The organism is Cellulomonas sp. McL0606 (assembly GCF_058248365.1).
In genome coordinates, this window is record NZ_CM177779.1 from 1,507,084 (window position 1) to 1,528,376 (window position 21,293).

Here is a 21,293-nt window from a genome sequence, read left to right on the forward strand (position 1 = left end):
TCGTGGCGGAGCCGGGTCGCTCCTGCGCGAGACGGTCATCATCCTGGTCAGCGCAATCGTCCTGTCGCTGCTGGTCAAGACGTTCCTGGTGCAGGCGTTCTTCATCCCGAGCCCGTCCATGCACGACACCCTGATCGAGCACGACCGGATCCTGGTGAGCAAGCTGACGCCCGGGCCGTTCGACCTGCGCCGCGGTGACATCGTCGTGTTCAAGGACCCCGGCGGCTGGCTCGACAACCAGGTCGTCCCGGACCCGGGTCCCCTCCGCTCAGGCATCAACAGCGCGCTCACATTCGTCGGTCTGTATCCCGCCGACGCCAACGAGCACCTGGTCAAGCGGCTGATCGGGCTGCCTGGTGACCACGTCGCCTGCGCCGGCCCGGGTCAACCGATCACGATCAACGGGGTGGCGATCAGCGAGCCGTACCTGGCCGCGGGCGCGATACCGAGCGAGACGGCCTTCGACACCACGGTCCCGCCCGACAGCATCTGGGTCATGGGGGACAACCGGCAGAACTCCGCCGACTCGCGGTTCCACACCGGCAACCCCGGGGGCGGCTCGGTGCCCATCAAGGACGTCGTCGGCACCGCGTTCGTGACCGTGTGGCCCCTCGAGCGGTTCGGACTCCTGCGCAACCCGAGCAGCACGTTCGCGGACGTGCCCGACCCGTCGTGACCACGACGGCCGACCCGACGGTGACGGCGCGCACGGCGCCGACGCGGGTCTCGGCACCCCGCACGCCGCCGCACCTGCGCCACGAGCGGCTCCTGCTGCGTGACGGTGGGCGCCTGCTGGCGGGCATGGACGAGGTGGGTCGCGGGTCCCTGGCCGGACCGGTGAGCGTCGGGGTGGTCGTCGTCGACGTCACCACGCGGTCAGCCCCGCGCGGGGTCGCCGACTCCAAGCTCCTCGCCCCGGCCGCCCGCACGGCCCTCCTGCCCGCTCTGAGCCGGTGGGGGGTCGCCCGGGCAGTCGGGCACGCGAGCGCCGCGGAGATCGACGCGGTCGGGATCATCGCCGCCCTGCGGCTGGCCGGCACGCGCGCGCTCGCGACCGTCGCGGCCGCGGTCGGGCCGGTCGACGTGGTGCTCCTGGACGGTTCGCACGACTGGCTGACCCCACCGGCGCAGGGAGACCTCTTCGACGACGAGCCGGTCGTCGCCGGGCCTCGGGTGCACCTGCGGGTCAAGGCCGACCGGACGTGCGCGAGCGTGGCCGCCGCGAGCGTGCTCGCCAAGTGCGAGCGCGACGCGATGATGGTCGGCCTGGCCGCCGACCACCCGCACTACCGCTGGGACGAGAACAAGGGGTACGCGTCGCCCGAGCACATGGCCGCTCTGCGCGAGCTCGGCCCGTGCGTCCTGCACCGCCGGTCCTGGCGGCTGCCGGGACTCGAGGTCGACTGACGCGCCTGGGCGGCGCGACCGGTTCGATAGGGGATGATGGGCGCGTGAGTGCCGAGGACCTGGAGAACTACGAGACCGACATGGAGCTCGCGCTCTACCGCGAGTACCGCGACGTCGTGGGGCTCTTCTCCTACGTCGTCGAGACCGAGCGCCGGTTCTACCTGGCCAACCAGGTCGACCTGCAGGTGCGGTCGGCGGCCGGTGAGGTCTACTTCGAGCTCTCGCTCGCCGACGCCTGGGTCTGGGACGTCTACCGCTCCGCGCGGTTCGTGAAGTCGGTGCGGGTGGTGACGTTCAAGGACGTCAACGTCGAGGAGCTGGCCAAGGCCGAGCTCGACCTCGGGGGCGGCGCCGGCTTCCCCCGCTGAGCCGTCCACAGCCCCACCGCGCAGACAGCTCTCGCGGGAGGCCGTCGCTGACCTGCCCCCACTGGCAGCGTGGCACCCGGAGGTGGTCCGGTGCGCGCGAAGGACGCAGTGGGACGGTACGGCGAGGACGTCGCGGAGGCGCACGTGCGCAGCCGCGGATGGCAGGTGCTCGAGCGCAACTGGCGGTGTCGCGACGGTGAGCTGGACATGGTCGCCCTCGACGGCGACGAGCTCGTAGTGGTCGAGGTCAAGACGCGCCGGTCGACGGCCTACGGCCACCCCGCGGAGGCCGTGACCAGCGTGAAGCTCGCCCGGGTGCGTCGGCTGGCCGCCCTCTGGCTGGCGGTGCACGACGTGCGTCCGCTCTCGGTGCGGGTCGACGTCATCGCGGTGCTGCTGCTCCGCGGCCACGGCCCGCAGGTGGACCACCTCGTCGGGGTGGTCTAGGTGGCACTCGGACGAACCCTCGGGGTCGCCCTGGTCGGTCTGACCGGGCACGTGGTCGACGTCGAGGCCCACCTGGCGCCCTCGTTGCCCGCGTTCACGCTCGTCGGTCTCCCCGACGCGTCGCTCGCCGAGTCGCGGGACCGGGTCCGCGCCGCCGTGACCTCCTCCGGCTTGGCGTGGCCCAACCGGCGCATCACCGTGAACCTCTCGCCCGCCACCCTGCCCAAGTCGGGCTCCGGGTTCGACCTGGCCATCGCGGTCGCCACGCTCGCCGGCGCGGAGGCGATCGACCCGGTCGGTCCGCACGGCGTCGTGCACCTGGGTGAGCTCGGGCTCGACGGGCGGCTGCGACCGGTGCGCGGGGTTCTGCCGGCCGTCGCCGCCGCCGTCGCCGCCGGACGCTGCCGGATCGTCGTCGCGGAGGCCAACGTCGCCGAGGCGCGGCTCGTGCCGGGCGCCCAGGTTGTCGGCGCACGGAGCCTGGCGGAGGTCGCGGCGGGCTACGGCGCCGACGTCGTCGTCCCGGCGCTGCCCGCGGTCGAGCCCGAACCCTCGCAGCTCCGTTCGCGGGTCGCCGCGCTCGACCTCGCGGACGTCGTGGGCCAGGAGGACGCACGGGCGTGCCTCGAGGTCGCAGCGGCCGGGAGCCACCATCTGCTGCTGGTCGGACCGCCAGGGACGGGCAAGACCATGCTCGCCGCCCGCCTGCCCGGGCTCCTGCCCGACCTGACGGAGGCGGACGCCGTCGAGGTCACCGCGGTGCACTCGGTCGCTGGCGCGTTCGACCCCGGCGAGGGGCTCCTGCGGCGGCCGCCGTTCGAGGACCCGCACCACACGGCCACGCCGGCCAGCGTGATCGGCGGCGGCTCGGGCGTGCCACGGCCGGGAGCCGCGTCCCGGGCGCATCGCGGGGTGCTGTTCCTGGACGAGGCTCCCGAGTTCAGCACCGCGGTGCTGCAGACGCTCCGGCAGCCGCTCGAGCACGGGGAGCTCGTCCTGCACCGTGCTGCGGGGACGGCGCGCTATCCGGCGCGGTTCCAGCTCGTGCTCGCGGCCAACCCGTGCCCGTGCGGGCAGGCGGTCGGGAAGGGCCTGGCGTGCACGTGCCGCAGCGAGCAGCGGCGTCGCTACTTCGGCAAACTCTCCGGGCCGCTCCTGGACCGGGTAGACCTGCAGGTCGAGCCGGTCCGGCTCGCGCAGGATCGGTGGCGGGGGAGTCGACGCAGCAGGTCGCCGCGCGGGTGCTGGCCGCTCGCGGCGCCCAGGCGGACCGGCTCACCGGTACTCCGTGGCGGACCAACGGCGACGTGCCCGGGGGGTGGCTGCGCGACAGGCTGGGCCCGGACCGCTCGCTGATGGGCGACCTCGACCGGGCGCTCGACCGCGGGACGCTGAGCCTGCGCGGCGTCGACCGGGTGCTCAGGGTCGCGTGGACGCTGGCGGACCTCGAGGGTCGGGCGGCTCCGGGCCGGGCCGACGTCGGGCGCGCCCTGCTGCTGCGTACGCGAGGGAACGGGGCATGACCGGGGCGGAGCGGGCCGACCCGGACAGTCGTGCGACAGCCGACCCGGACGGCGCTGAGGCCGGGCAGCGCGGCGTGGACGGGCACGCGAGCGCGGACGAGGCCGACGTGCGCGCACGGATGGTCTGGAGCGCGCTCGTCGAGCCGGGCGACGTGGTCGGCGGGACGCTGGTCGAGCACCTCGGCGCCGTCGATGCGCTCCATTGGGTGCGTCAGGGCGTGGAGGGCGTGTCCCGGGCTCACTGGCAGGCGCTCGAGGAACGAGGTGGTCCGCTCTCGCCCCCGGTCCGCGCGCGCATCGCGGCCGCGGCATCGCGCTGGTCCGGGCGGCTGGCAGACATCGAGCCGGACCGCGACCGTGAGGAGCTCGACCGGCTGGGCGGCGTGCTGCTGGTGCCGGGCGATCCGCGCTGGCCGGCCGGCCTGGCCGATCTCGCTGCCGAGGCGCCGTTCTGCCTGTGGGTCCGCGGCGCTCCGGACCTGCGAGCGATGCTCGCGCGGGCGGTGGCGCTCGTCGGGTCGCGGGCGTCGACGACCTACGGCGAGCGTGTCGCGTTCGACCTCGCCGACGGTCTGACGGGCCGCGGCGCGACGGTGGTCTCGGGCGGCGCCTACGGCATCGACGCGGCCGCGCACCGGGGGGCCGTCGCGCGGGACGGGGCCACGCTGGTGGTGCTGGCGGGCGGCGTCGACCGGGCCTACCCCGCCGGCAACGCCGGCCTGCTGGAGGCCGTGGTGGCGGCGGGCGGCGCACTGATCTCCGAGGTGCCCCCGCAGAGCCTCCCGACCAAGAGCCGATTCCTGCAGCGCAACCGGCTGATCGCGGCGGCCGGACGCGCGACCGTCGTGGTCGAGGCCGCGTGGCGGTCGGGGGCCATGAGCACCGCGAACCACGCAGCCAGGCTGCTCCGACCGGTCGGTGCGGTGCCGGGTCCGGTCACGTCTGCGGCCTCGGCCGGCTGCCACCGACTGCTCCGGGACGGTGTCGCGGTCTGCGTCACCGACGCCGACGAGGTGAGCGAGCTCGCCGGACTGACCGGAGCCGACGCTGTCGCGGCGGACGTCGCCGCGGACGCCCGCGCCCGGCGGCCGACCGATCATCTCGACCCGGTCACGCGTCGGGTCCTTGACGCGTTGCCACGTCGTACCGCCGCCGAGGCCGGTCGGGTGGCGGCCTCCGCGGGCGTCTCGGCAGCCGAGGCGAATGCCGCGCTGGGCCTCCTCGAGCTCGACGGATGGGCGGTTCGCCGGGGCAACGCGTGGCTTCTGGCCCAGATGTCCGAAAGGTGACGAGTGCGCAATGTCCAGCCGACGCGCCGGTGCAGAAGGTGGCATATTGCGGGGTGAGCCCAGGACCGGGTGAAAAAATCGGACACCGGCCGAATAGCTGGTCGGCGAATCGGACATTGGCCCCGGAATCGCCCAGCATTAGGCCGTAGGTGTGAAAGTCATGCTTGTTACGGAGGGTGTTTCACGTCACGGTAGGGGACATGAACGTGGCCCAGATCACCCCAGGGACGCCCAGCCGGGCGAACATCCTTGCTGCGTTCTCGGACCACCTGACCGCCCAGCGCGGTCTGTCGGAGCATTCCGTCCGTGCATATCTGGGCGATGTGGACCAGCCTGGGATATGCCTCGCGACACGGCGCGACCACCCTGTCAGACATTGATCTGGCCACCCTGCGCGGCTGGCTCGCCTCGATGGCGACGGCCCGGCGCAGCCGGTCGACGCTCGCTCGCCGGGGTGCGGCCGTGCGGACGTTCTTCGCCTGGGCGACGCGTAGCGAGCTCGTCGCCACCGACCCGGCCGTGCGGCTGGCGACGGCCCGCGCGGCAGCGCCGCTGCCGACCGTGCTGCGCGTCGAGCCCGTCACCCACCTGCTCGACTCCGCCGGCGAACGTGCCGCGGACGACGACGCGATCCACCTGCGCGACTGGGCGCTCCTCGAGCTGCTGTACGCCACGGGCGTCCGCGTCGGCGAGGTGGTCGGCGCGGACCTGGCAGACGCCGACCCGTCGGAGCGCACCATCCGCGTCGTCGGCAAGGGCGACAAGGAGCGGGTCGTCCCGTTCGGTCGCCCCGCCGAGCTCGCGCTGCGCGCCTGGCTCGACCGCGGTCGCCCGCAGCTCGCCCAGCCCACCTCGCCGAAGGCCGTGTTCCTCGGCCGCCGCGGTGGGCGCCTCGACCAGCGCCAGGCGCGCGCGGTCGTCCACCAGGCCGCCGCCCTCGCGGGCGTCGACGACGTGGCGCCTCACGCGCTGCGGCACACCGCTGCGACCCACCTCCTCGAGGGCGGGTCCGACCTGCGCAGCGTCCAGGAGATGCTCGGCCACTCGAGCCTCGCCACGACGCAGCGCTACACACATGTCTCAGCCGAGCGGCTCCGGTCGGCGTTCCAGCAGGCGCACCCCCGAGCATGACGAACACGACGGAGTCGACCATGAGCACCCAGCTGGACACCGCGTACAACGTGCACACGCACCGCACGAGCACGGCCCCCGAGGGCGTCATCCCCCAGCCCCGGGGCGCCGCCGCCGAGCTGCTCGCCGAGGTCCCCACCCAGCGCACCGCCGCGCCGAGCCGGACCGGCGAGGACATCGACGCGCTGTGGGACGAGTACAAGGCCACCGCCGCACCTCAGGCCCGCGAGCGCCTGATCCTGCACTACGCACCGCTGGTCAACGCGGTCGCCGGACGCGTGGGCATGCGCCTGCCGAGCACGGTCGAGCAGGCCGACCTGGTGTCCTACGGCATGTTCGGCCTCATCGACGCCATCGAGAAGTACCAGACCGACCGCGCCGTGAAGTTCGAGTCGTACGCCTCCTCCCGCATCCGCGGCGCCATCATCGACGAGCTGCGCGCGATGGACTGGGTCCCGCGCTCGGTCCGCACCAAGGCCCGTTCCGTCGACCGCGCCTACGCCGAGCTCGAGGCCAAGCTGCACCGCACGCCCAGCGAGGCCGAGCTGGCCGTGCACCTGGAGATGCCCGTCGAGGACCTCCGCGCGATCTACGCCCAGCTTCTCCACGGTCAACGTCGCGGCGCTCGACGAGCTGCTGGGCGGCGGCGAGGACCGCCCCGGCGGCGTCTCGCTGGTCGACACCCTCGGCGACGAGCGGTCGCAGGACCCCGCCGGGTCGCTCGAGGCCGCCGAGACGAAGTTCCTGCTGGCCCGGGCCATCGAGTGCCTCGGCGAGCGCGAGCGGATCGTCGTCGTCCTGTACTACTACGAGGGCATGACCCTCGCGGAGATCGGTCGCGTCCTGGGCGTCACCGAGTCGCGGATCTCGCAGATGCACACGGCCGCGATGGTCCGCCTGCGCACCCGCCTCGTGGACGCCGAGCGCGTCTGACGCTCGTTGGACCCTGCGACGCGACTCAGCGACGCGACCCCGCGGCAAGACCTCTGCGGCAGGACCGCTGCGGCAGGACCACTGCGGCAGGACCACTGCGGCAGGACATCTGCGGCAGGACCCTTGCGACACGACCCTGCGGCAGGACAACCGCGCCCGCACGTCGACGCCTGCGACGGGACCTCGCGACAACAGCACCACGGGACCCGACCCGGGCAGCAGACCCAGCGGGTCGACGTAGTCGCCGCCGACCCGCACGCCCCAGTGCAGGCAGGCGTCCGGCGCGCAGTGCGACCCGGTCGTCTCCAGGGTGCCCAGCTGGTCACCGAGTGCCACCCGCGCGCCGACGACCGCCGTCGCACTGACCGGTTCGAGGCTCGACCGCCGACCGTCCAGGTGCACGACGCTCACGACGCCGCGACCGGCCACCCTTCCGGCGAACGCCACGACGCCGTCCGCCGGGGCGAGCACGGGTGCTCCCGCCGTCGCGCGCAGGTCGACGCCGCGATGACCGGCCGACCACGCATGCTCCGGCGCCTCGAACCGTCGGACGACGTCAGGCGGCCCGGCCAGCGGTAGGGCGTAGGGCACGGCGCCGCCGCCGATGTCGGCCGGCCCGGAGGCTGCGGGGGGAGCCGAGCCGAGGACGCCGACGATCACCAGTGCCACGAGAGCGCCCAGCGCGACCACCACGGTGGGCGCGAGCCGAGCGCGTCCGGGTCGCATGCGGGTGCTGGTCACCTGGCCACGGTGCGCCGCCGGCCGCGCGGTCCGGGGGCAGCCGGTCATGAATGTGGACCGCCGGCCACGACCCGGGGGCTGGGGGCGGCTCGGCAGACGGCGCCGGGCCCTGTTCGGAAGCTCCGCTCGGATCGGCTAAACTACTGGCGCGACCGGTCCGTACCGGTCGACTTCGCGCGTCATCCTCCCGCTCGGGAGCACGTCCGCGCCTTCGGAACCTTTCGGGTTCGAGGGTCCGGCGAGCACCCGGACGGGGTCGATCTCCGCAGCGGTCCGGAACTCTGCACACGGGGCAACCCGATGCAGGTGCCCGGAGCGGACGACGACATGGCGCCAGGGGCGACGACCACACGGTCGGAGCCGACAACCGAGATGCGGATCCTTGCGGGTCCGCTATTGACGCGTGCACCGTACGGTGCACGCCGGAAGGACGTGCCATGGCCGTCGTGACCATGCGCCAGTTGCTCGAGAGCGGTGTCCACTTCGGACACCAGACCCGCCGCTGGAACCCCAAGATGAAGCGCTTCATCTTCACCGAGCGCAACGGCATCTACATCGTCGACCTGCAGCAGTCGCTGTCCTACATCGACCGCGCGTACGACTTCGTCAGCCAGACCGTCGCCCACGGCGGGACGATCCTGTTCGTCGGCACCAAGAAGCAGGCGCAGGAGCCGGTCGCCGACCAGGCCGCGCGCGTCGGCATGCCGTACGTGAACCAGCGCTGGCTCGGTGGCATGCTCACCAACTTCAGCACGGTGCACAAGCGTCTGCAGCGCCTCAAGGAGCTGGAGCAGATCGACTTCGACGACGTGGCGGGCTCGAACCTCACGAAGAAGGAGCTGCTCGTCCTGCGCCGCGAGAAGGACAAGCTCGCGAAGACGCTCGGCGGCATCCGCGACATGGCCAAGGTCCCCTCGGCCGTGTGGATCGTCGACACGAACAAGGAGCACCTCGCCGTCAACGAGGCGCGCAAGCTCGGCATCCCGGTCGTCGCGATCCTGGACACCAACTGCGACCCCGACGTCGTCGACTACCCGATCCCGGGCAACGACGACGCGATCCGCGCCGTCCAGCTGCTGACCCGCGTCATCGCGGACGCCGCCGCTGACGGCCTGCTCAAGCGTCACTCGGGTCGCACCGCGGCCGCCGAGGGTGCTGACGCGGACGCCGAGCCGCTGGCCGAGTGGGAGCGCGAGCTGCTCGCCGGTGCCGAGGCCGGCCTCGCCGCGGACGCAACCGCTGAGGTCGCCGTCGAGGTGGCCGAAGAGGCCGCCGCGGCCGAGGTCGTCGAGGAGATCGCGGAGGCTGTGGCCGAAGAGATCGTCGCCGAGGAGGTCGCTGTCGAGGCCGTCGCCGAGGAGCTCGTGGCCGAGGGCGTCGCCGCCGAGACCGCCGTCGAGGTTGCCGAGGAGGTTGTCGCCGAGGCCGTCGCCGAGGAGATTGCCGACGCCGAGGGCGACGCCGACTCGAAGTGACCTGGTGGTCCGCCGGCCCCAGAAGGCCGGCGGACCCCGCTCGATCATCACGACACAAGCAGAACGGACACGACTGATGGCGAACTACTCGCTCGCAGACATCAAGGCGCTGCGCGAGAAGACCGGTGCCGGAATGATGGACGTCAAGAGGGCGCTCGAGGAGGCCGAGGGCGACTCCGACAAGGCGCTCGAGAGCCCATCCGCGTCAAGGGCCTCAAGGGCGTCGGCAAGCGTGAGGGGCGCGCGGCCTCGGACGGCCTCGTCGTCGCGCACGTCGGCCCGACCGCCGACGGTGAGGGTCAGACGGGCGTGCTCGTCGAGATCAACTCCGAGACGGACTTCGTCGCCAAGAGCCCGAACTTCGTCGCCCTCGCGGACCGCGTCCTCGCGGCCGCGGTCGACAGCCCGGCCCGCGACGCGGACGCGCTGCTGGCCACCGAGGTCGACGGTTCCAGCGTGCAGAACATCGTCGACGAGACGGCCGCCACCCTGGGTGAGCGCGTCGTCGTGCGTCGTCTGGCCCGCGTGGCCGGTGAGCACGTCGAGGTCTACCTGCACAAGGTCAGCAAGGACCTGCCCCCGCAGGTCGGCGTCCTCGTGGCGACCGACGCGGCCGGCGCCGGCGTGGCACGCGACATCGCGACCCACATCGCGGCGTTCTCGCCGACGTACCTCACGCGCGAGGAGGTCTCCGCCGACGTCGTCGCCAACGAGCGTCACATCGCCGAGGAGACGGCCCGCAACGAGGGCAAGCCCGAGGCCGCCCTGCCGAAGATCATCGAGGGTCGCCTGAACGGCTTCTTCAAGGAGAACGTCCTGCTCGAGCAGGCGTTCGCCAAGGACAACAAGAAGACGGTCGCCCAGGTCCTCTCCGAGGCCGGCGGCACGCTGACGGGCTTCGTGCGCTACCGCGTGGGAGCCTGACACCTGTCCACTCGACGGTGGCCCTGGCCCGACTGGGTCGGGGCCACCGGCGCACGCAGGAACAACACCGACCGACCACTTCTCAGGAGGCGACGTGAGCGACACACCGAGCACCGCCCGCGGGGTCGAGCCGGAGCGTCGCGTCCTGCTCAAGCTCTGGGGGAGACCTTCGGCGGCGGTGCCATCGGACTCGCGGCGGACGTCGTCAAGCGGGTCGCCGCCGAGATCGCCGTGGCGGTCCGGGCGGGCGTCCAGGTGGCGATCGTCGTCGGCGGCGGCAACTTCTTCCGTGGCGCCGAGCTGTCCAGCAGGGGCTCGACCGGGCGCGTGCCGACTACATGGGCATGCTCGGCACGGTGATGAACTGCCTGGCGCTGCAGGACTTCCTGGAGCAGGCCGGGGTCAGCACCCGCGTGCAGACGGCCATCACGATGGGCCAGATCGCGGAGCCGTACATCCCGTTGCGCGCCATCCGGCACCTCGAGAAGGGCCGCGTCGTGATCTTCGGCGCCGGCGCCGGGATGCCCTACTTCTCCACCGACACCGTGAGCGTGCAGCGCGCCCTCGAGACGCACTGCCACGAGGTGCTCATGGGCAAGAACGGCGTCGACGGCGTCTACTCGGGCGACCCGCGCACCGACCTGACCGCAGTGAAGCTCGATCACCTCACCTACACCGACGCGCTGGTCAACGACCTCGGCGTCATGGACGGCTCGGCGCTCAGCCTGTGCCGCGACAACGACGTCCGCATGCGCGTGTTCGGCCTCGAGGAGGTCGGCAACGTCACGCGGGCGCTGCAGGGTGAGAAGATCGGCACGCTGATCACGGCCAGCTGATGTGCCGGCTTGACAACACGAGACGTACGAGACCCGGTGATCGACGAGACCCTCTTCGAGGCTGAAGAGAAGATGGACAAGGCCGTCGAGGTCGCCAAGGAGGACTTCTCGACGATCCGCACGGGCCGCGCGAACGCCGCGATGTTCTCCAAGATCTTCGTCGACTACTACGGCAGCCCGACGCCGCTGCAGCAGCTCGCGTCGTTCAACGTCACCGAGGCGCGCACGATCCTGGTCTCGCCGTTCGACAAGTCGTCGACCGTGGCGATCGAGAAGGCGCTGCGCGACTCCGACCTCGGGGTCAACCCCACCAACGACGGCAACGTCATCCGCGTGGTGCTGCCGGCCCTGACGCAGGACCGTCGCAAGGACTTCGTGAAGCTGGCCCGCACCAAGGCCGAGGACGGGCGCATCTCGGTGCGCAACGTGCGTCGTCGCGCCAAGGAGGAGCTGGACCGCATCGTGAAGGACGGCGAGGCGGGCGAGGACGAGGTCGGCCGCGCCGAGAAGGAAGCTCGAGGCGTTGACCAAGAAGCACGTCGACCTCATCGACCAGTTCTTCTCGTCCAAGGAGAACGAGCTGCTCGAGGTCTGATGACGGACACAGCCATCGCCACCACCCGCACCCCGCGCTCGGGTCGTGACCTGCCGGTCGCGATCGTCGTCGGCGTCGGCCTGCTCGTGCTCGTGGTGGCCTCGCTGTTCATCCGCAAGGAGGCGTTCGGCGTCCTCGCGATCGTCGCCGTGTGCGCGGGCCTGTGGGAGCTGGCGCAGGCGTTCACGCGCCGCGACATCCACCTGCCGCTGCTCCCGCTGCTGGTCGGCGCGATCGGCATCCTCGTCTCGGCGTACACGGCCGGTCCCGAGGCCCTGTTCGTCTCGTTCATGCTCACGGTCGGGGGCGTCGTCGTCTGGCGCGTGCTCGACGGGAGCGGCGAGTCGGCCCTGCGGGACGTCACCGCCGGGGCGTTCGCCGCCGCGTACCTGCCGTTCCTGGCCGGGTTCGTCATGCTCATGCTCGCGGAGCCCGACGGGCCGTCCCGTGTCATGCTCTTCATCCTGCTCTGCGTGGCCAACGACACCGGTGGGTACACCGTCGGCGTTCTGCTGGGCAAGCACCCGTTGGCACCGTCGGTCAGCCCGAAGAAGACCTGGGAGGGTCTGCTCGGGTCGATCGTGCTCGCGTGCGTCGTCGGCGTCGTGGGCATCCAGGTCGCCTTCGGCGGCGAGCCGCTGGTCGGCGTGTTCCTCGGCCTGGCCACGGTGGTCACCGCCACGCTCGGCGACCTCAGCGAGTCGCTGCTCAAGCGCGACCTGGAGCTCAAGGACATGGGTCGGCTGATCCCCGGGCACGGCGGCCTCCTCGACCGGCTCGACTCCCTCCTGCTGACCGTCCCCGCGATCTACCTCGTCCTGTCGGTCCTGCAGCCGGCCTGAAGTCCTGAAAGGGGGTGCCATGACCGGCACACCCGTCCGCCTCGACCTGTCGTCGCCCAACCGCGGGCCGCGGGGCAAGCCGCCCAAGCACTTCGTCGACCTCACGCCCGAGCAGCGGATCGAGGCCGTCGCGGAGCTGGGGGAGAAGCCGTTCCGCGCCAAGCAGCTGGCGACGCACTACTTCACGCACCTGTCCAACGACCCCGAGACGATGACCGACCTGCCCAAGGCGTCGCGCGACAAGCTGGTGGCGAACCTGTTCCCGCAGCTGCTCACCGCGCACCGGACGCAGACGGCCGACAAGGGCACGACGGTCAAGACGCTGTGGCACCTGTTCGACGGCGCCAAGGTCGAGTCCGTCCTCATGCGCTACGCCAACCGGACCACGCTGTGCATCTCCAGCCAGGCCGGCTGCGGACTCGCGTGCTCGTTCTGCGCGACCGGCCAGATGGGCCTGACGCGCAACCTGTCGACCGCGGAGATCGTCGAGCAGGTGCGGGCGGCCGGACGTTCGCTGGCCGACGGCGAGGTGCCCGGCGGCCCCACCCGGCTCACTAACGTCGTCTTCATGGGCATGGGCGAGCCGCTGGCCAACTACAAGTCGGTGCTGGAGACGGTCCGCCGGCTCGTCGCGCCCACTCCCGACGGGCTGGGCATGTCCGCGCGCAACGTCACCGTGTCGACCGTCGGCATGGTCCCGGCCATGGACAAGCTGGCCAAGGAGGGCATCCCCGTCACGCTGGCGCTGTCCCTGCACGCCCCCGACGACGAGCTGCGCAGCGAGCTGGTGCCGGTGAACACGCGCTGGAGCGTCGACGAGGCGCTCGACTCGGCGCACCGCTACTTCGAGATCACGGGCCGACGCGTGTCCATCGAGTACGCGCTGATCCGCGACATCAACGACCACGCCTGGCGTGCGGACCTGCTGGGCGAGAAGCTCAACGCCCGCGGCCGCGGCTGGGTGCACTGCAACCCGATCCCGCTGAACCCGGTGCCCGGGTCGAAGTGGACGGCGAGCGATCCGCGGGTCGAGCAGGAGTTCGTGGCACGCTTGCGTGCGCACGGGATCCCGACGACCATCCGGGACACCCGCGGCAGTGAGATCGACGGTGCCTGCGGCCAGCGCAGCAGAGGAGGACGAGTGAGCGACGGCATGTTCCGGACCGTCACCGGTCTGAAGCAGGGCTACGACCCCGACGAGGTGGACGACTTCTTCGCCCACGCACGTGCCGTGTACGAGCAGGGACCGGCCGCCGCGCTGTCCAGCAAGGACGTGCGGGGCGTGGCGTTCGACATGGTCCGCGGCGGGTACGTGACCGCGGCGGTCGACGCGGCGCTGGACCGCCTCGAGGCGGCGTTCGTCGCCCGCTCGCGCGCCGAGTACGTGGGGACGCAGGGGCAGCAGGCGTGGATGTCCAAGCCAGCGAGCAGGCCCGGACGCTCTACGGCCGGCTCGGCCGGCCCGACGGCGACCGGTTCGCCGCGCCGGAGCGTCGGCACCAGGGCTACGAGCCCGCCGACGTCGACGAGCTGTGCCACCGGCTCGTCGCGTACTTCGACACCGGGGCTCCGCTCGCCGCCGCCGAGGTCCGGTCCGCGACGTTCCGGCGCCGCAAGGGCCGCAACGCCTATGCCGAGCCCGCCGTCGACGCGTTCTTCGCCCGAGCCGTCGAGGTGCTGCTCGGCGTCGAGTGATCCGACGAGCTCAGAAGGGCCGCGCTCCGTGGAGCGCGGCCCTTCTCGTCTGCCGGTTCAGCCGTCCTCGCGCTTGAAGGTCCTCGCGCCGAACCACATCCCGAGCGCCGCCAGCACGATCGTGACGATCACCCCCCAGACCGCCGTAGCCGAGCCGAAGTCGCCGTTGAACTGGGCACGGATGCCCGAGACCACATGCTTGACGGGGTTCAGGTTGGACAGCGTGTTCAGCCACGCGGGTGCGGTCGCCGCGGTGATCGGCAGCAGGATCCCTGAGAGCAGGAGGAGCGGCAGGGCGATGCCGTTCATCAGGGGAGCCAGGGCGTCCTCGCTCTTGAGCGTGAGCGCGATCGCATAGGACGCGGATGCGAACGCCGCGGCCAGCAGGGCTCCGGTGACGATGCCGAGCACGACACCCCAGAACGGCGCCTCGAGCCCGAACAGGAACGCGACCGAGCACAGGACGACGCCCTGCACGAAGACGACGATGACGTCACGCGTGACGCGGCCGAGCACGAGGGCCGCGCGCGGTGCGGGGCTGACACGCTCCGCCTCGATCACGCCGTCCCGCCACTCGCCGATCAGGCCGAAGCCGACGAAGAGTGCGCCGAACATGCCCAGCTGGACCAGGAGGCCGGGGACGAACAGCTGGTACGCGTTCGTGGCGCCCAAGGAGCCGGCGATCGGCTCGAGCAGCGGGCCGAAGAGGCACAGGTAGAGCACGGGCTGCAGGAGCCCCATGACCGACCAGACCGGGTTGCGCAAGGAGATGCGCATCGCCCGGCGGAACACGGTCGACGTGTCCCGAAGGAACGTGGAGCGGCCGGTCTGCTCGTCGAGGAACGTGGGGGTGTCGGTGGTGGTCATGCTGCGGCTCCGTCGTGGGTGTCGGTGCTCTCGCCGCCACGCTGCTCGCCGTCCCGCAGCGATCGGCCGGTGAGAGTGAGGAACACGTCGTCGAGGGTGGGACGGCGCAGCTCGACGCCGTCGATGTCGATCCCGTCGGCGTCCAGGGCCCGCAGCAGGCCGGCCAGCTGGGTGCGGCCCTGGGGGACGCGGACCTCGACCACGGAGCCGTCGACCACCGGGGCGGTCGAGCCGGGCAGCTGGGTGGCGACCGCCGCGATCCGTGCGACGTCCGAGGGCACGGCCGCCGTCAGGACGATCGCGTCGCCGCTGACCCGCTGCTTGAGCTCTTCGGGGCTGCCCTGCGCCACGATCTGGCCGCTGTCGATCACGAGGATCCGGTCGCAGAGCGCGTCGGCCTCGTCGAGGTAGTGCGTGGTGAGGAACACGGTGCTGCCGCGGCTGTCGCGCAGGCCGCGCACGTGCGTCCACAGGTTCGCGCGCGCCTGCGGGTCCAGCCCCGTCGTCGGCTCGTCGAGGAAGATGAGCCGGGGGGTGTGGATCAGGCCGAGCGCGATGTCGAGGCGACGACGCTGTCCGCCGGACAACGTGCCCGTCTTGCGGTCCCACAGGCCGTCGAAGCGAGCTGCCCGAACAGCCGTGACCGCGGGCGGTCGCGACGGAGCGCTCGACGCCGTAGAGGAGGGCGTGGTCGACGACCTCCTCGCCGGCGCGGGCCTCGCTCGCGGTGGAGCCCGACTGCGCGACGTAGCCGATCCGGCGCCGGACCGCGCTGGGGTCCTTGCGCAGGTCGGCGCCGGCGACCGTCGCCTCGCCGCGCGTCGGCCGCAGGAGCGTGGTGAGCATGCGCAGGGTCGTGGTCTTGCCGGCCCCGTTCGGGCCGAGGAAGCCGACGATCTCGCCGGCGTCGACGTCGAGGTCGACACCGCGCACGGCGTCCACGTCTCCGCGTCGGGTCTTGTAGGTGCGGGCCAGGCCGCGGGCATGGATCATGCGGGGGTCTCCTTCGGATGGTGACCCCAGTATTCAAGATTGACTATTACTCGTCAACCTTGACTATTACGCGTTGTGGTAGACCATGCCCCTCGGCCTCGACGAGCACCACCCCGGGGCCGACGCCGGCCAGGCGGGCGATCTCGATCTGCTCGGGCGTCGGCGTCCACATGGGAGGCTCGCCGTCGAAGGCGTAGGTGCCCGACCGGAGCCGCCCGAGGTACTCGTGCGCCCAGGCGATGTCGGCGCGGGTCCGAGCGGCGAGCAGCCGGCCGATCTCGCTGGCCGAGTCCGGCGTCTCCTTGGCGTCGAGGATCTGTTCGACGGAGGCGAGGCTGTCGGACAGCAGGTCCTCGAGGATGCCGATCCGGGCCTGGATCGCCCGGACCACCTCGTCGCGCGGGAGCGCGTAGGCCATGTTGACCGCCGTCAGGAACACGGGCAGGTCGTCGACGTCCAGGAGGCCGGCGCGCACGAGCGCGAGGAACTCCGCGTCCCCCTCGGGGGTGATCACATACGTGGTCCGCTGCGGCCGGTTGCCCGCGGGGCTCTCGATCTCGGCCAGCAGACTGGCGCGCGTGAGGGTCTTCAGCGCGTTGTAGATCGAGCCGGGGTGGATGTGCGCCCAGCGCTCGACCTCCCAGCTCATCAGCTCGCGGCGCAGGAAGTAGCCGTGCACCGGCTGGAAGATGCGCACGCATCCGAGCACGAGCAGGCGGGTGGCAGACCCCTGCGCGGAGGCTGGGCTCGACGAAGGACCGGGCATGCGGCGATCCTGCCACGACCCGCGATGATGGGACCGTGAGCCACAGAAGCGTCGCCCTCCTCGGGTCCACCGGCTCGATCGGCACCCAGGCCATCGACGTCATCATGCGCAACCCGGACCGGTTCACGGTGTCCGGTCTGAGCGCCGGGGGCGGTGACGTCGGGCTCCTGGCCCGGCAGGCCCGCCTGCTCGGCGTGCCGGTCGTCGCGGTCGCCGACGAGGCGGCCGGGCAGCCGCTGCGCGACGCGCTCCCCGGCGTCGAGGTGCTCGTCGGTCCGCAGGCCTCGACCGAGCTGGCGAGCCGCGGCGCGGACGTGGTGCTCAACGGCGTCACGGGCAGCGTCGGCCTCGGCCCGACGCTCGCGGCCCTGCGCGCGGGCAGCACCCTGGCGCTGGCCAACAAGGAGTCGCTCGTCGTCGGCGGACGGCTGGTGCACGCGGCCCGGCAGCGGCCGGACCAGATCGTGCCCGTGGACTCGGAGCACTCGGCGATCGCGCAGGCTCTGCGAGGCGGCACGCACCCCGAGGTCCGCCGGCTGGTGCTGACGGCATCCGGCGGCCCCTTCCGCGGCTGGGCGCATGACGACGTCAAGACCGTGACCCCGCAGCAGGCGCTGGCGCACCCGACCTGGTCGATGGGCCCGGTGGTGACGATCAACTCCGCGACCCTGATGAACAAGGGTCTCGAGCTCATCGAGGCGCACCTGCTCTTCGACGTCCCGGTCGAGTACATCACCGTCGTCGTGCACCCGCAGTCCGTCGTGCACTCGATGGTGGAGTTCGTCGACGGGTCCACGCTCGCCCAGGCGTCCCCGCCCGACATGCGCCTGCCGATCGCGCTCGGGCTGGGCTGGCCGGACCGAGTGCCCGACGCGGCACCGGGCTGCGACTGGACCCGGGCGACCGCCTGGACCTTCGAGCCGCTCGACGAGGAGGTGTTCGGGGCCGTCGCGCTCGCTCGGACCGCCGTGGCCGCGAGCCCGACCCATCCTGCGGTCTACAACGCCGCGAACGAGGAGTGCGTCGAGGCGTTCCTGCGCGGTCGGATCGGGTTCCTGGACATCGTCGCGACCGTCGAGCGCGTGCTGCACGAACACCAGGGTGCCGGCGACCTCACGCTCGACGCGGTCCTGGACGCCGAGGTCTGGGCCCGCGCGCGCGCACAGGAGATCCTGGCCCGCGCCTGACCGAGGACCGTAGCGTCGACGGCGTCAGCGACCGAGCACGCGGTTCAGGACGGACTCGACCCGGCTCGGGTGGCCGGAGCGGAGCTCGGTGCGGTCCGCCCAGCCGGCCGCGCGGCGCGCGGCGGTGATCCCTGCCCACCGCAGCGGTTCGGGCTCCCAGCGCGGTGAGCGGTGCCCGACCCACGGCAGGCGGACCAGGGGCGAGTCGGCCCCGGTGACCAGGTCGGCGAGCGTCCGGCCGGCCAGGTTGGTCGTCGCGACCCCGTCGCCGACGTAGCCGCCGGCCCAGCCGATCCCCGTCTCGGCGTCCAGCCCGACGGACGGCGACCAGTCGCGGGACACCCCGAGCGGGCCGCCCCAGCGGTGCGTGATCTCGGCGCGGTCGAGCACCGGGAACAGGGCGACCAGCTCGCGTCGCAGGTGCTCCGCGGTCCCCTCGGCCAGGTCGTAGTCGGGCCGGATGGCGGGCTCAGGTGGTAGGGCGCGCCGCGGCCGCCGAACGCGAGGCGGTCGTCCGTGGTGCGCTGGCCGTAGACGATCAGGTGCCGGCCGTCGTGGAACGTCTGAGCCCGGTCCAGGCCGATCTGCGCCCAGACCTCGGGCGGCAGCGGCTCCGTCGCGATCATGTGCGAGTAGACCGGGGCGAGCTCCCGTTCCGACCCGGACAGCTGTGAGGTCCAGGCCTCGGTCGCGCGGATCACCCAGCGCGCGCGGACGGTGCCGTGGTCGGTCACCACGGCCCGCGGCGAGAGCCGCAGCGCACGGGTCCCCTCGGCCAGCCGAGCGCCGCGGGAGAGCAGCACCTCGACCAGTCCGCGGACCAGGCGCAGGGGCTGGATACGGGCGCAGTCGGGCGTGTACGACCCGCCGATCACGCCCGCGGCGCGCACGTGCTCCTCGACCTCGTCGGGACCCAGGAGGTGCGACTCGTCGCCCCAGCGAGCGTCGGCCTCGACCTCGGAGGCGATGCGCTCGAGCTGCGGGCGGTTGCGGGCGAGCGTGACCGTGCCCCCGAACGCGAACCCGCAGTCGATCTGCTCGGCCGCCGCGACGCCACCCACCTCGACGACGGTGTCCCGCATCGCGGCGCGCAGGTCCGCGGCGGCGTCGTGCCCGTGCCGGCGGGCCAGCTCGTCGCCGGACACCGGGAACAGCGCCGAGCACCAGCCGCCGTTGCGCCCGCTGGCCCCGAAGCCGGCCACCTGCGCCTCGACGACGAGCACGTCGAGCGCCGGGTCCTGCTCCAGCAGGTAGTACGCCGTCCACAGGCCGGTCAGGCCCGCGCCGACGATGACCACGTCGGCGACGTCGTCCCCGTCGAGCGGGTCCCGGGGCAGCAGGCTGTCGGGGTCGTCCGCGGCGACCTGGTCGAACCACAGGGAGAGCCCGGACGGCACCGTCACAGGCGCGTCCACGCCTCGGTCAGCACGCCGCGCAGGATCTGCTCGATGTCGTCGAACTCCTTCTGGCCGCAGATGAGCGGAGGAGCGAGCTGGATGACGGGGTCGCCCCGGTCGTCCGCCCTGCAGTACAGGCCCGCCTCGAACAGCGCGCCGGACAGGAACCCCCGCAGCAGCCGCTCGCTCTCGTCGTCGTCGAACGTCTCGCGGGTGACCTTGTCCTTGACCAGCTCGATCCCGTAGAAGAAGCCCTCGCCGCGGACGTCGCCGACGATCGGCAGGTCGAGCAGCTGCTCCAGGGTGCGCCGGAAGGCCGGGGCGGTCTCCTTGACGTGCGCGGTGATGCCCTCGCGCTCGAACAGGTCGAGGTTGGCGTTGGCGACGGCGGCCGAGACGGGGTGCCCGCCGAAGGTGTACCCGTGCGCGAACGACGCGTTGCCGTGGGCGAACGGCTCGTAGAGCCTGTCGGACGCGATGAGGGCGCCGATCGGGGAGTAGCCCGAGGTCATCCCCTTGGCGCAGGTGATCATGTCGGGCACGTAGCCGAAGTCGTCGCACGCGAAGATCGAGCCGATCCGGCCGAACGCGCAGATGACCTCGTCGGAGACGAGCAGCACGTCGTGCTCGTCGCAGATCTCGCGCACCCGCTCGAAGTATCCGGGCGGCGGCGGGAAGCAGCCGCCCGCGTTCTGCACGGGCTCCAGGAAGACCGCCGCCACCGTGTCCGGACCCTCGAACTCGATCGCCTCGCCGATGCGGTCGGCGGCCCACCGACCGAAGGCCTTCGGGTCGTCGCGCAGGTGGTCGGGCGCCCGGTACTCGTTGGTGTTGGGCACCTTGTGCGCGCCCGGCACCAGCGGCTCGAACGGCGCCTTGAGCGTGGGCAGGCCCGTGATCGACAGGGCCCCGTGCGTGGTGCCGTGGTACGCGATGGACCGGGAGATGACCTTGTACTTGTTCGGCTTGCCCGTGAGCTTGAAGTAGTTCTTGGCCAGCTTCCAGGCGGTCTCGACCGCCTCGCCGCCGCCCGTGGTGAAGAAGACGTGGTTCAGGTCGCCCGGTGCGTACGCGGCCAGCCGCTCGGCCAGGTCGATCGCCTCGGGGTGCGCGTACGACCACAATGGGAAGAACGCCAGCTTCTCGGCCTGCGCGCGTGCGGCCTCGGCGAGCTCGGTGCGACCGTGCCCGGCCTGCACGACGAACAGGCCGGAGAGGCCGTCGATGTACTGCCGGCCCGCGTCGTCGTAGATGTGGTGACCCTCGCCGCGCACGATCGTGGGGACGCCGCCGTCCCAGGCGCTCTGCCGGGTGAAGTGGCCCCAGAGGTGATCGCGGGCCGCCTGCGAACGGTCGGCGCCGGAACGGGTGGTGCTCATCTGGTCCCCCAGTTGTAGAGCTGCTTGCGCAGCTTCAGGTACACGAACGTCTCGGTGGTCCGCACCCCCGGCAGGGAGCGGATCTTCTGGTTGAGGACCTCGAGAAGGTGGTCGTCGTCCTCGCACACGACCTCGCACAGCAGGTCGAACCCGCCCGCCGTCACCACGACGTAGTCGACCTCCTGCAGCGCGGCGAGCGCGTCGGCGACGACGCTGAGGTCCCCCTCGCACTTGAGGCCGATCATCGCCTGTCGCGTGAAGCCGACCTGGAGCGGGTCGGTGACGGCGACGATCTGCATGACCCCCGAGTCGGTGAGCCGCTGGACACGCTGCCGGACCGCGGCCTCGGACAGGCCGATGGCCTTGCCGATCGTCGCGTACGGCCTGCGGCCGTCCTCCTGAAGCTGCTCGACGATCGCCTTCGAGACGTCGTCGAGCGCCGCGTTGCCCGGTGCCGGTCTGCGTGTGCCCACGCGCCGATCGTGGTCGGCCGCGAGC

The 21,293-nt window shown here is 72.3% G+C and carries 16 protein-coding genes and 9 pseudogenes; 17 read left to right on the plus strand and 8 right to left on the minus strand.

Features of this window, described 5'->3' with window-relative positions; genetic code table 11:
- The first annotated feature begins 70 nt into the window (after positions 1–70).
- The 9 genes and pseudogenes from lepB to AC38ZX_RS07700 all read left to right on the plus strand — a co-directional run bounded on the left by lepB (position 71) and on the right by AC38ZX_RS07700 (position 7,098).
- Positions 71–676: a signal peptidase I gene (gene lepB / locus AC38ZX_RS07660; protein WP_491297327.1), complete on the plus strand. Its 606-nt coding sequence runs from the start codon at positions 71–73 to the stop codon at positions 674–676.
- Positions 673–1,407: a ribonuclease HII gene (gene rnhB, locus AC38ZX_RS07665; protein WP_426595227.1), complete on the plus strand. Its 735-nt coding sequence runs from the start codon at positions 673–675 to the stop codon at positions 1,405–1,407. Before lepB ends, rnhB begins: the two co-directional genes overlap by 4 nt.
- 44 nt (positions 1,408–1,451) lie before the next feature.
- Positions 1,452–1,775, plus strand: coding sequence for a DUF2469 domain-containing protein (locus AC38ZX_RS07670; RefSeq protein ID WP_426595228.1), 324 nt, complete (start codon positions 1,452–1,454; stop codon positions 1,773–1,775).
- A 90-nt stretch (positions 1,776–1,865) separates the two neighbouring features.
- Positions 1,866–2,222, plus strand: coding sequence for a YraN family protein (locus AC38ZX_RS07675; protein WP_426595229.1), 357 nt, complete (start codon positions 1,866–1,868; stop codon positions 2,220–2,222).
- A pseudogene (locus AC38ZX_RS07680) lies at positions 2,223–3,745 on the plus strand (YifB family Mg chelatase-like AAA ATPase).
- Positions 3,742–5,034 (plus strand): DNA-processing protein DprA, encoded by a 1,293-nt coding sequence (dprA, locus tag AC38ZX_RS07685; RefSeq protein WP_491296891.1) that lies wholly within the window; start codon positions 3,742–3,744, stop codon positions 5,032–5,034. The pseudogene AC38ZX_RS07680 and the gene dprA overlap by 4 nt, the downstream one beginning before the upstream one ends.
- Positions 5,035–5,340: 306 nt before the next feature.
- Positions 5,341–6,165: a tyrosine recombinase XerC gene (locus AC38ZX_RS07690; protein ID WP_491296893.1), complete on the plus strand. Its 825-nt coding sequence runs from the start codon at positions 5,341–5,343 to the stop codon at positions 6,163–6,165.
- 20 nt (positions 6,166–6,185) lie between these two features.
- Positions 6,186–6,704 (plus strand): annotated as a pseudogene (locus AC38ZX_RS07695) (sigma-70 family RNA polymerase sigma factor); the annotation flags it as partial.
- A gap of 208 nt (positions 6,705–6,912) precedes the next feature.
- Positions 6,913–7,098, plus strand: a complete 186-nt coding sequence (locus tag AC38ZX_RS07700) for a sigma-70 family RNA polymerase sigma factor (protein ID WP_491297329.1) — start codon at positions 6,913–6,915, stop codon at positions 7,096–7,098.
- Between the two features lie 288 nt (positions 7,099–7,386).
- Here AC38ZX_RS07700 and AC38ZX_RS07705 read toward each other — a convergent pair.
- Positions 7,387–7,887 (minus strand): annotated as a pseudogene (locus AC38ZX_RS07705) (M23 family metallopeptidase); the annotation flags it as partial.
- A 389-nt stretch (positions 7,888–8,276) separates the two neighbouring features.
- Here AC38ZX_RS07705 and rpsB point away from each other — a divergent pair.
- The 7 genes and pseudogenes from rpsB (at position 8,277) to AC38ZX_RS07740 (ending at position 14,206) form a co-directional block, all read left to right on the plus strand.
- Complete coding sequence (rpsB, locus tag AC38ZX_RS07710; protein WP_426595234.1) at positions 8,277–9,314, plus strand: 30S ribosomal protein S2; 1,038 nt, start codon at positions 8,277–8,279, stop codon at positions 9,312–9,314.
- A gap of 76 nt (positions 9,315–9,390) precedes the next feature.
- Positions 9,391–10,238: pseudogene (gene tsf / locus AC38ZX_RS07715) on the plus strand (translation elongation factor Ts).
- 94 nt (positions 10,239–10,332) lie between these two features.
- Positions 10,333–11,074 (plus strand): annotated as a pseudogene (pyrH, locus tag AC38ZX_RS07720) (UMP kinase).
- Positions 11,075–11,110: 36 nt separating this feature from the next.
- Positions 11,111–11,669, plus strand: a pseudogene (frr, locus tag AC38ZX_RS07725) (ribosome recycling factor).
- Entirely contained in the window at positions 11,669–12,511 is an 843-nt protein-coding gene (locus AC38ZX_RS07730; RefSeq protein ID WP_426595238.1) for a phosphatidate cytidylyltransferase, read from the plus strand. The pseudogene frr and the gene AC38ZX_RS07730 overlap by 1 nt, the downstream one beginning before the upstream one ends.
- Positions 12,512–12,530: 19 nt before the next feature.
- Positions 12,531–13,656, plus strand: a pseudogene (gene rlmN / locus AC38ZX_RS07735) (dual-specificity RNA methyltransferase RlmN).
- Positions 13,653–14,206, plus strand: a pseudogene (locus AC38ZX_RS07740) (DivIVA domain-containing protein). The pseudogenes rlmN and AC38ZX_RS07740 overlap by 4 nt, the downstream one beginning before the upstream one ends.
- Positions 14,207–14,263: 57 nt before the next feature.
- Here AC38ZX_RS07740 and AC38ZX_RS07745 read toward each other — a convergent pair.
- The 4 genes and pseudogenes from AC38ZX_RS07745 to AC38ZX_RS07760 form a co-directional block, all read right to left on the minus strand.
- Positions 14,264–15,073 (minus strand): ABC transporter permease, encoded by an 810-nt coding sequence (locus tag AC38ZX_RS07745; RefSeq protein ID WP_426595241.1) that lies wholly within the window; start codon positions 15,071–15,073, stop codon positions 14,264–14,266.
- Entirely contained in the window at positions 15,070–15,660 is a 591-nt protein-coding gene (locus AC38ZX_RS07750; RefSeq protein WP_491297330.1) for an ATP-binding protein DrrA1-3 family domain-containing protein, read from the minus strand. The genes AC38ZX_RS07745 and AC38ZX_RS07750 overlap by 4 nt, the downstream gene beginning before the upstream one ends.
- 172 nt (positions 15,661–15,832) lie before the next feature.
- Positions 15,833–16,066 (minus strand): annotated as a pseudogene (locus AC38ZX_RS07755) (ATP-binding cassette domain-containing protein); the annotation flags it as partial.
- A gap of 46 nt (positions 16,067–16,112) precedes the next feature.
- Positions 16,113–16,832 (minus strand): PadR family transcriptional regulator, encoded by a 720-nt coding sequence (locus AC38ZX_RS07760; RefSeq protein WP_426595243.1) that lies wholly within the window; start codon positions 16,830–16,832, stop codon positions 16,113–16,115.
- Positions 16,833–16,867: 35 nt separating this feature from the next.
- Between AC38ZX_RS07760 and dxr the strand changes: the two genes are divergently transcribed.
- The gene (gene dxr, locus AC38ZX_RS07765; protein WP_491296895.1) at positions 16,868–18,019 is read left to right on the plus strand and encodes a 1-deoxy-D-xylulose-5-phosphate reductoisomerase; all 1,152 of its coding nucleotides are present in this window, start codon (positions 16,868–16,870) and stop codon (positions 18,017–18,019) included.
- Between the two features lie 44 nt (positions 18,020–18,063).
- On the opposite strand, the gene AC38ZX_RS07770 is transcribed toward dxr, so the two are convergent.
- The 3 genes from AC38ZX_RS07770 to AC38ZX_RS07780 are packed head-to-tail and all read right to left on the minus strand — an operon-like array spanning position 18,064 to position 21,268.
- On the minus strand, positions 18,064–19,422 hold the full coding sequence (locus AC38ZX_RS07770; protein ID WP_491296896.1) for an NAD(P)/FAD-dependent oxidoreductase: 1,359 nt from the start codon (positions 19,420–19,422) through the stop codon (positions 18,064–18,066).
- A complete protein-coding gene (locus tag AC38ZX_RS07775; RefSeq protein WP_426595246.1) occupies positions 19,419–20,795 on the minus strand; it encodes an aspartate aminotransferase family protein in 1,377 nt (458 codons plus the stop codon). Before AC38ZX_RS07775 ends, AC38ZX_RS07770 begins: the two co-directional genes overlap by 4 nt.
- Entirely contained in the window at positions 20,792–21,268 is a 477-nt protein-coding gene (locus AC38ZX_RS07780) for an Lrp/AsnC family transcriptional regulator (protein ID WP_426595247.1), read from the minus strand. Before AC38ZX_RS07780 ends, AC38ZX_RS07775 begins: the two co-directional genes overlap by 4 nt.
- Positions 21,269–21,293 lie beyond the last annotated feature (25 nt).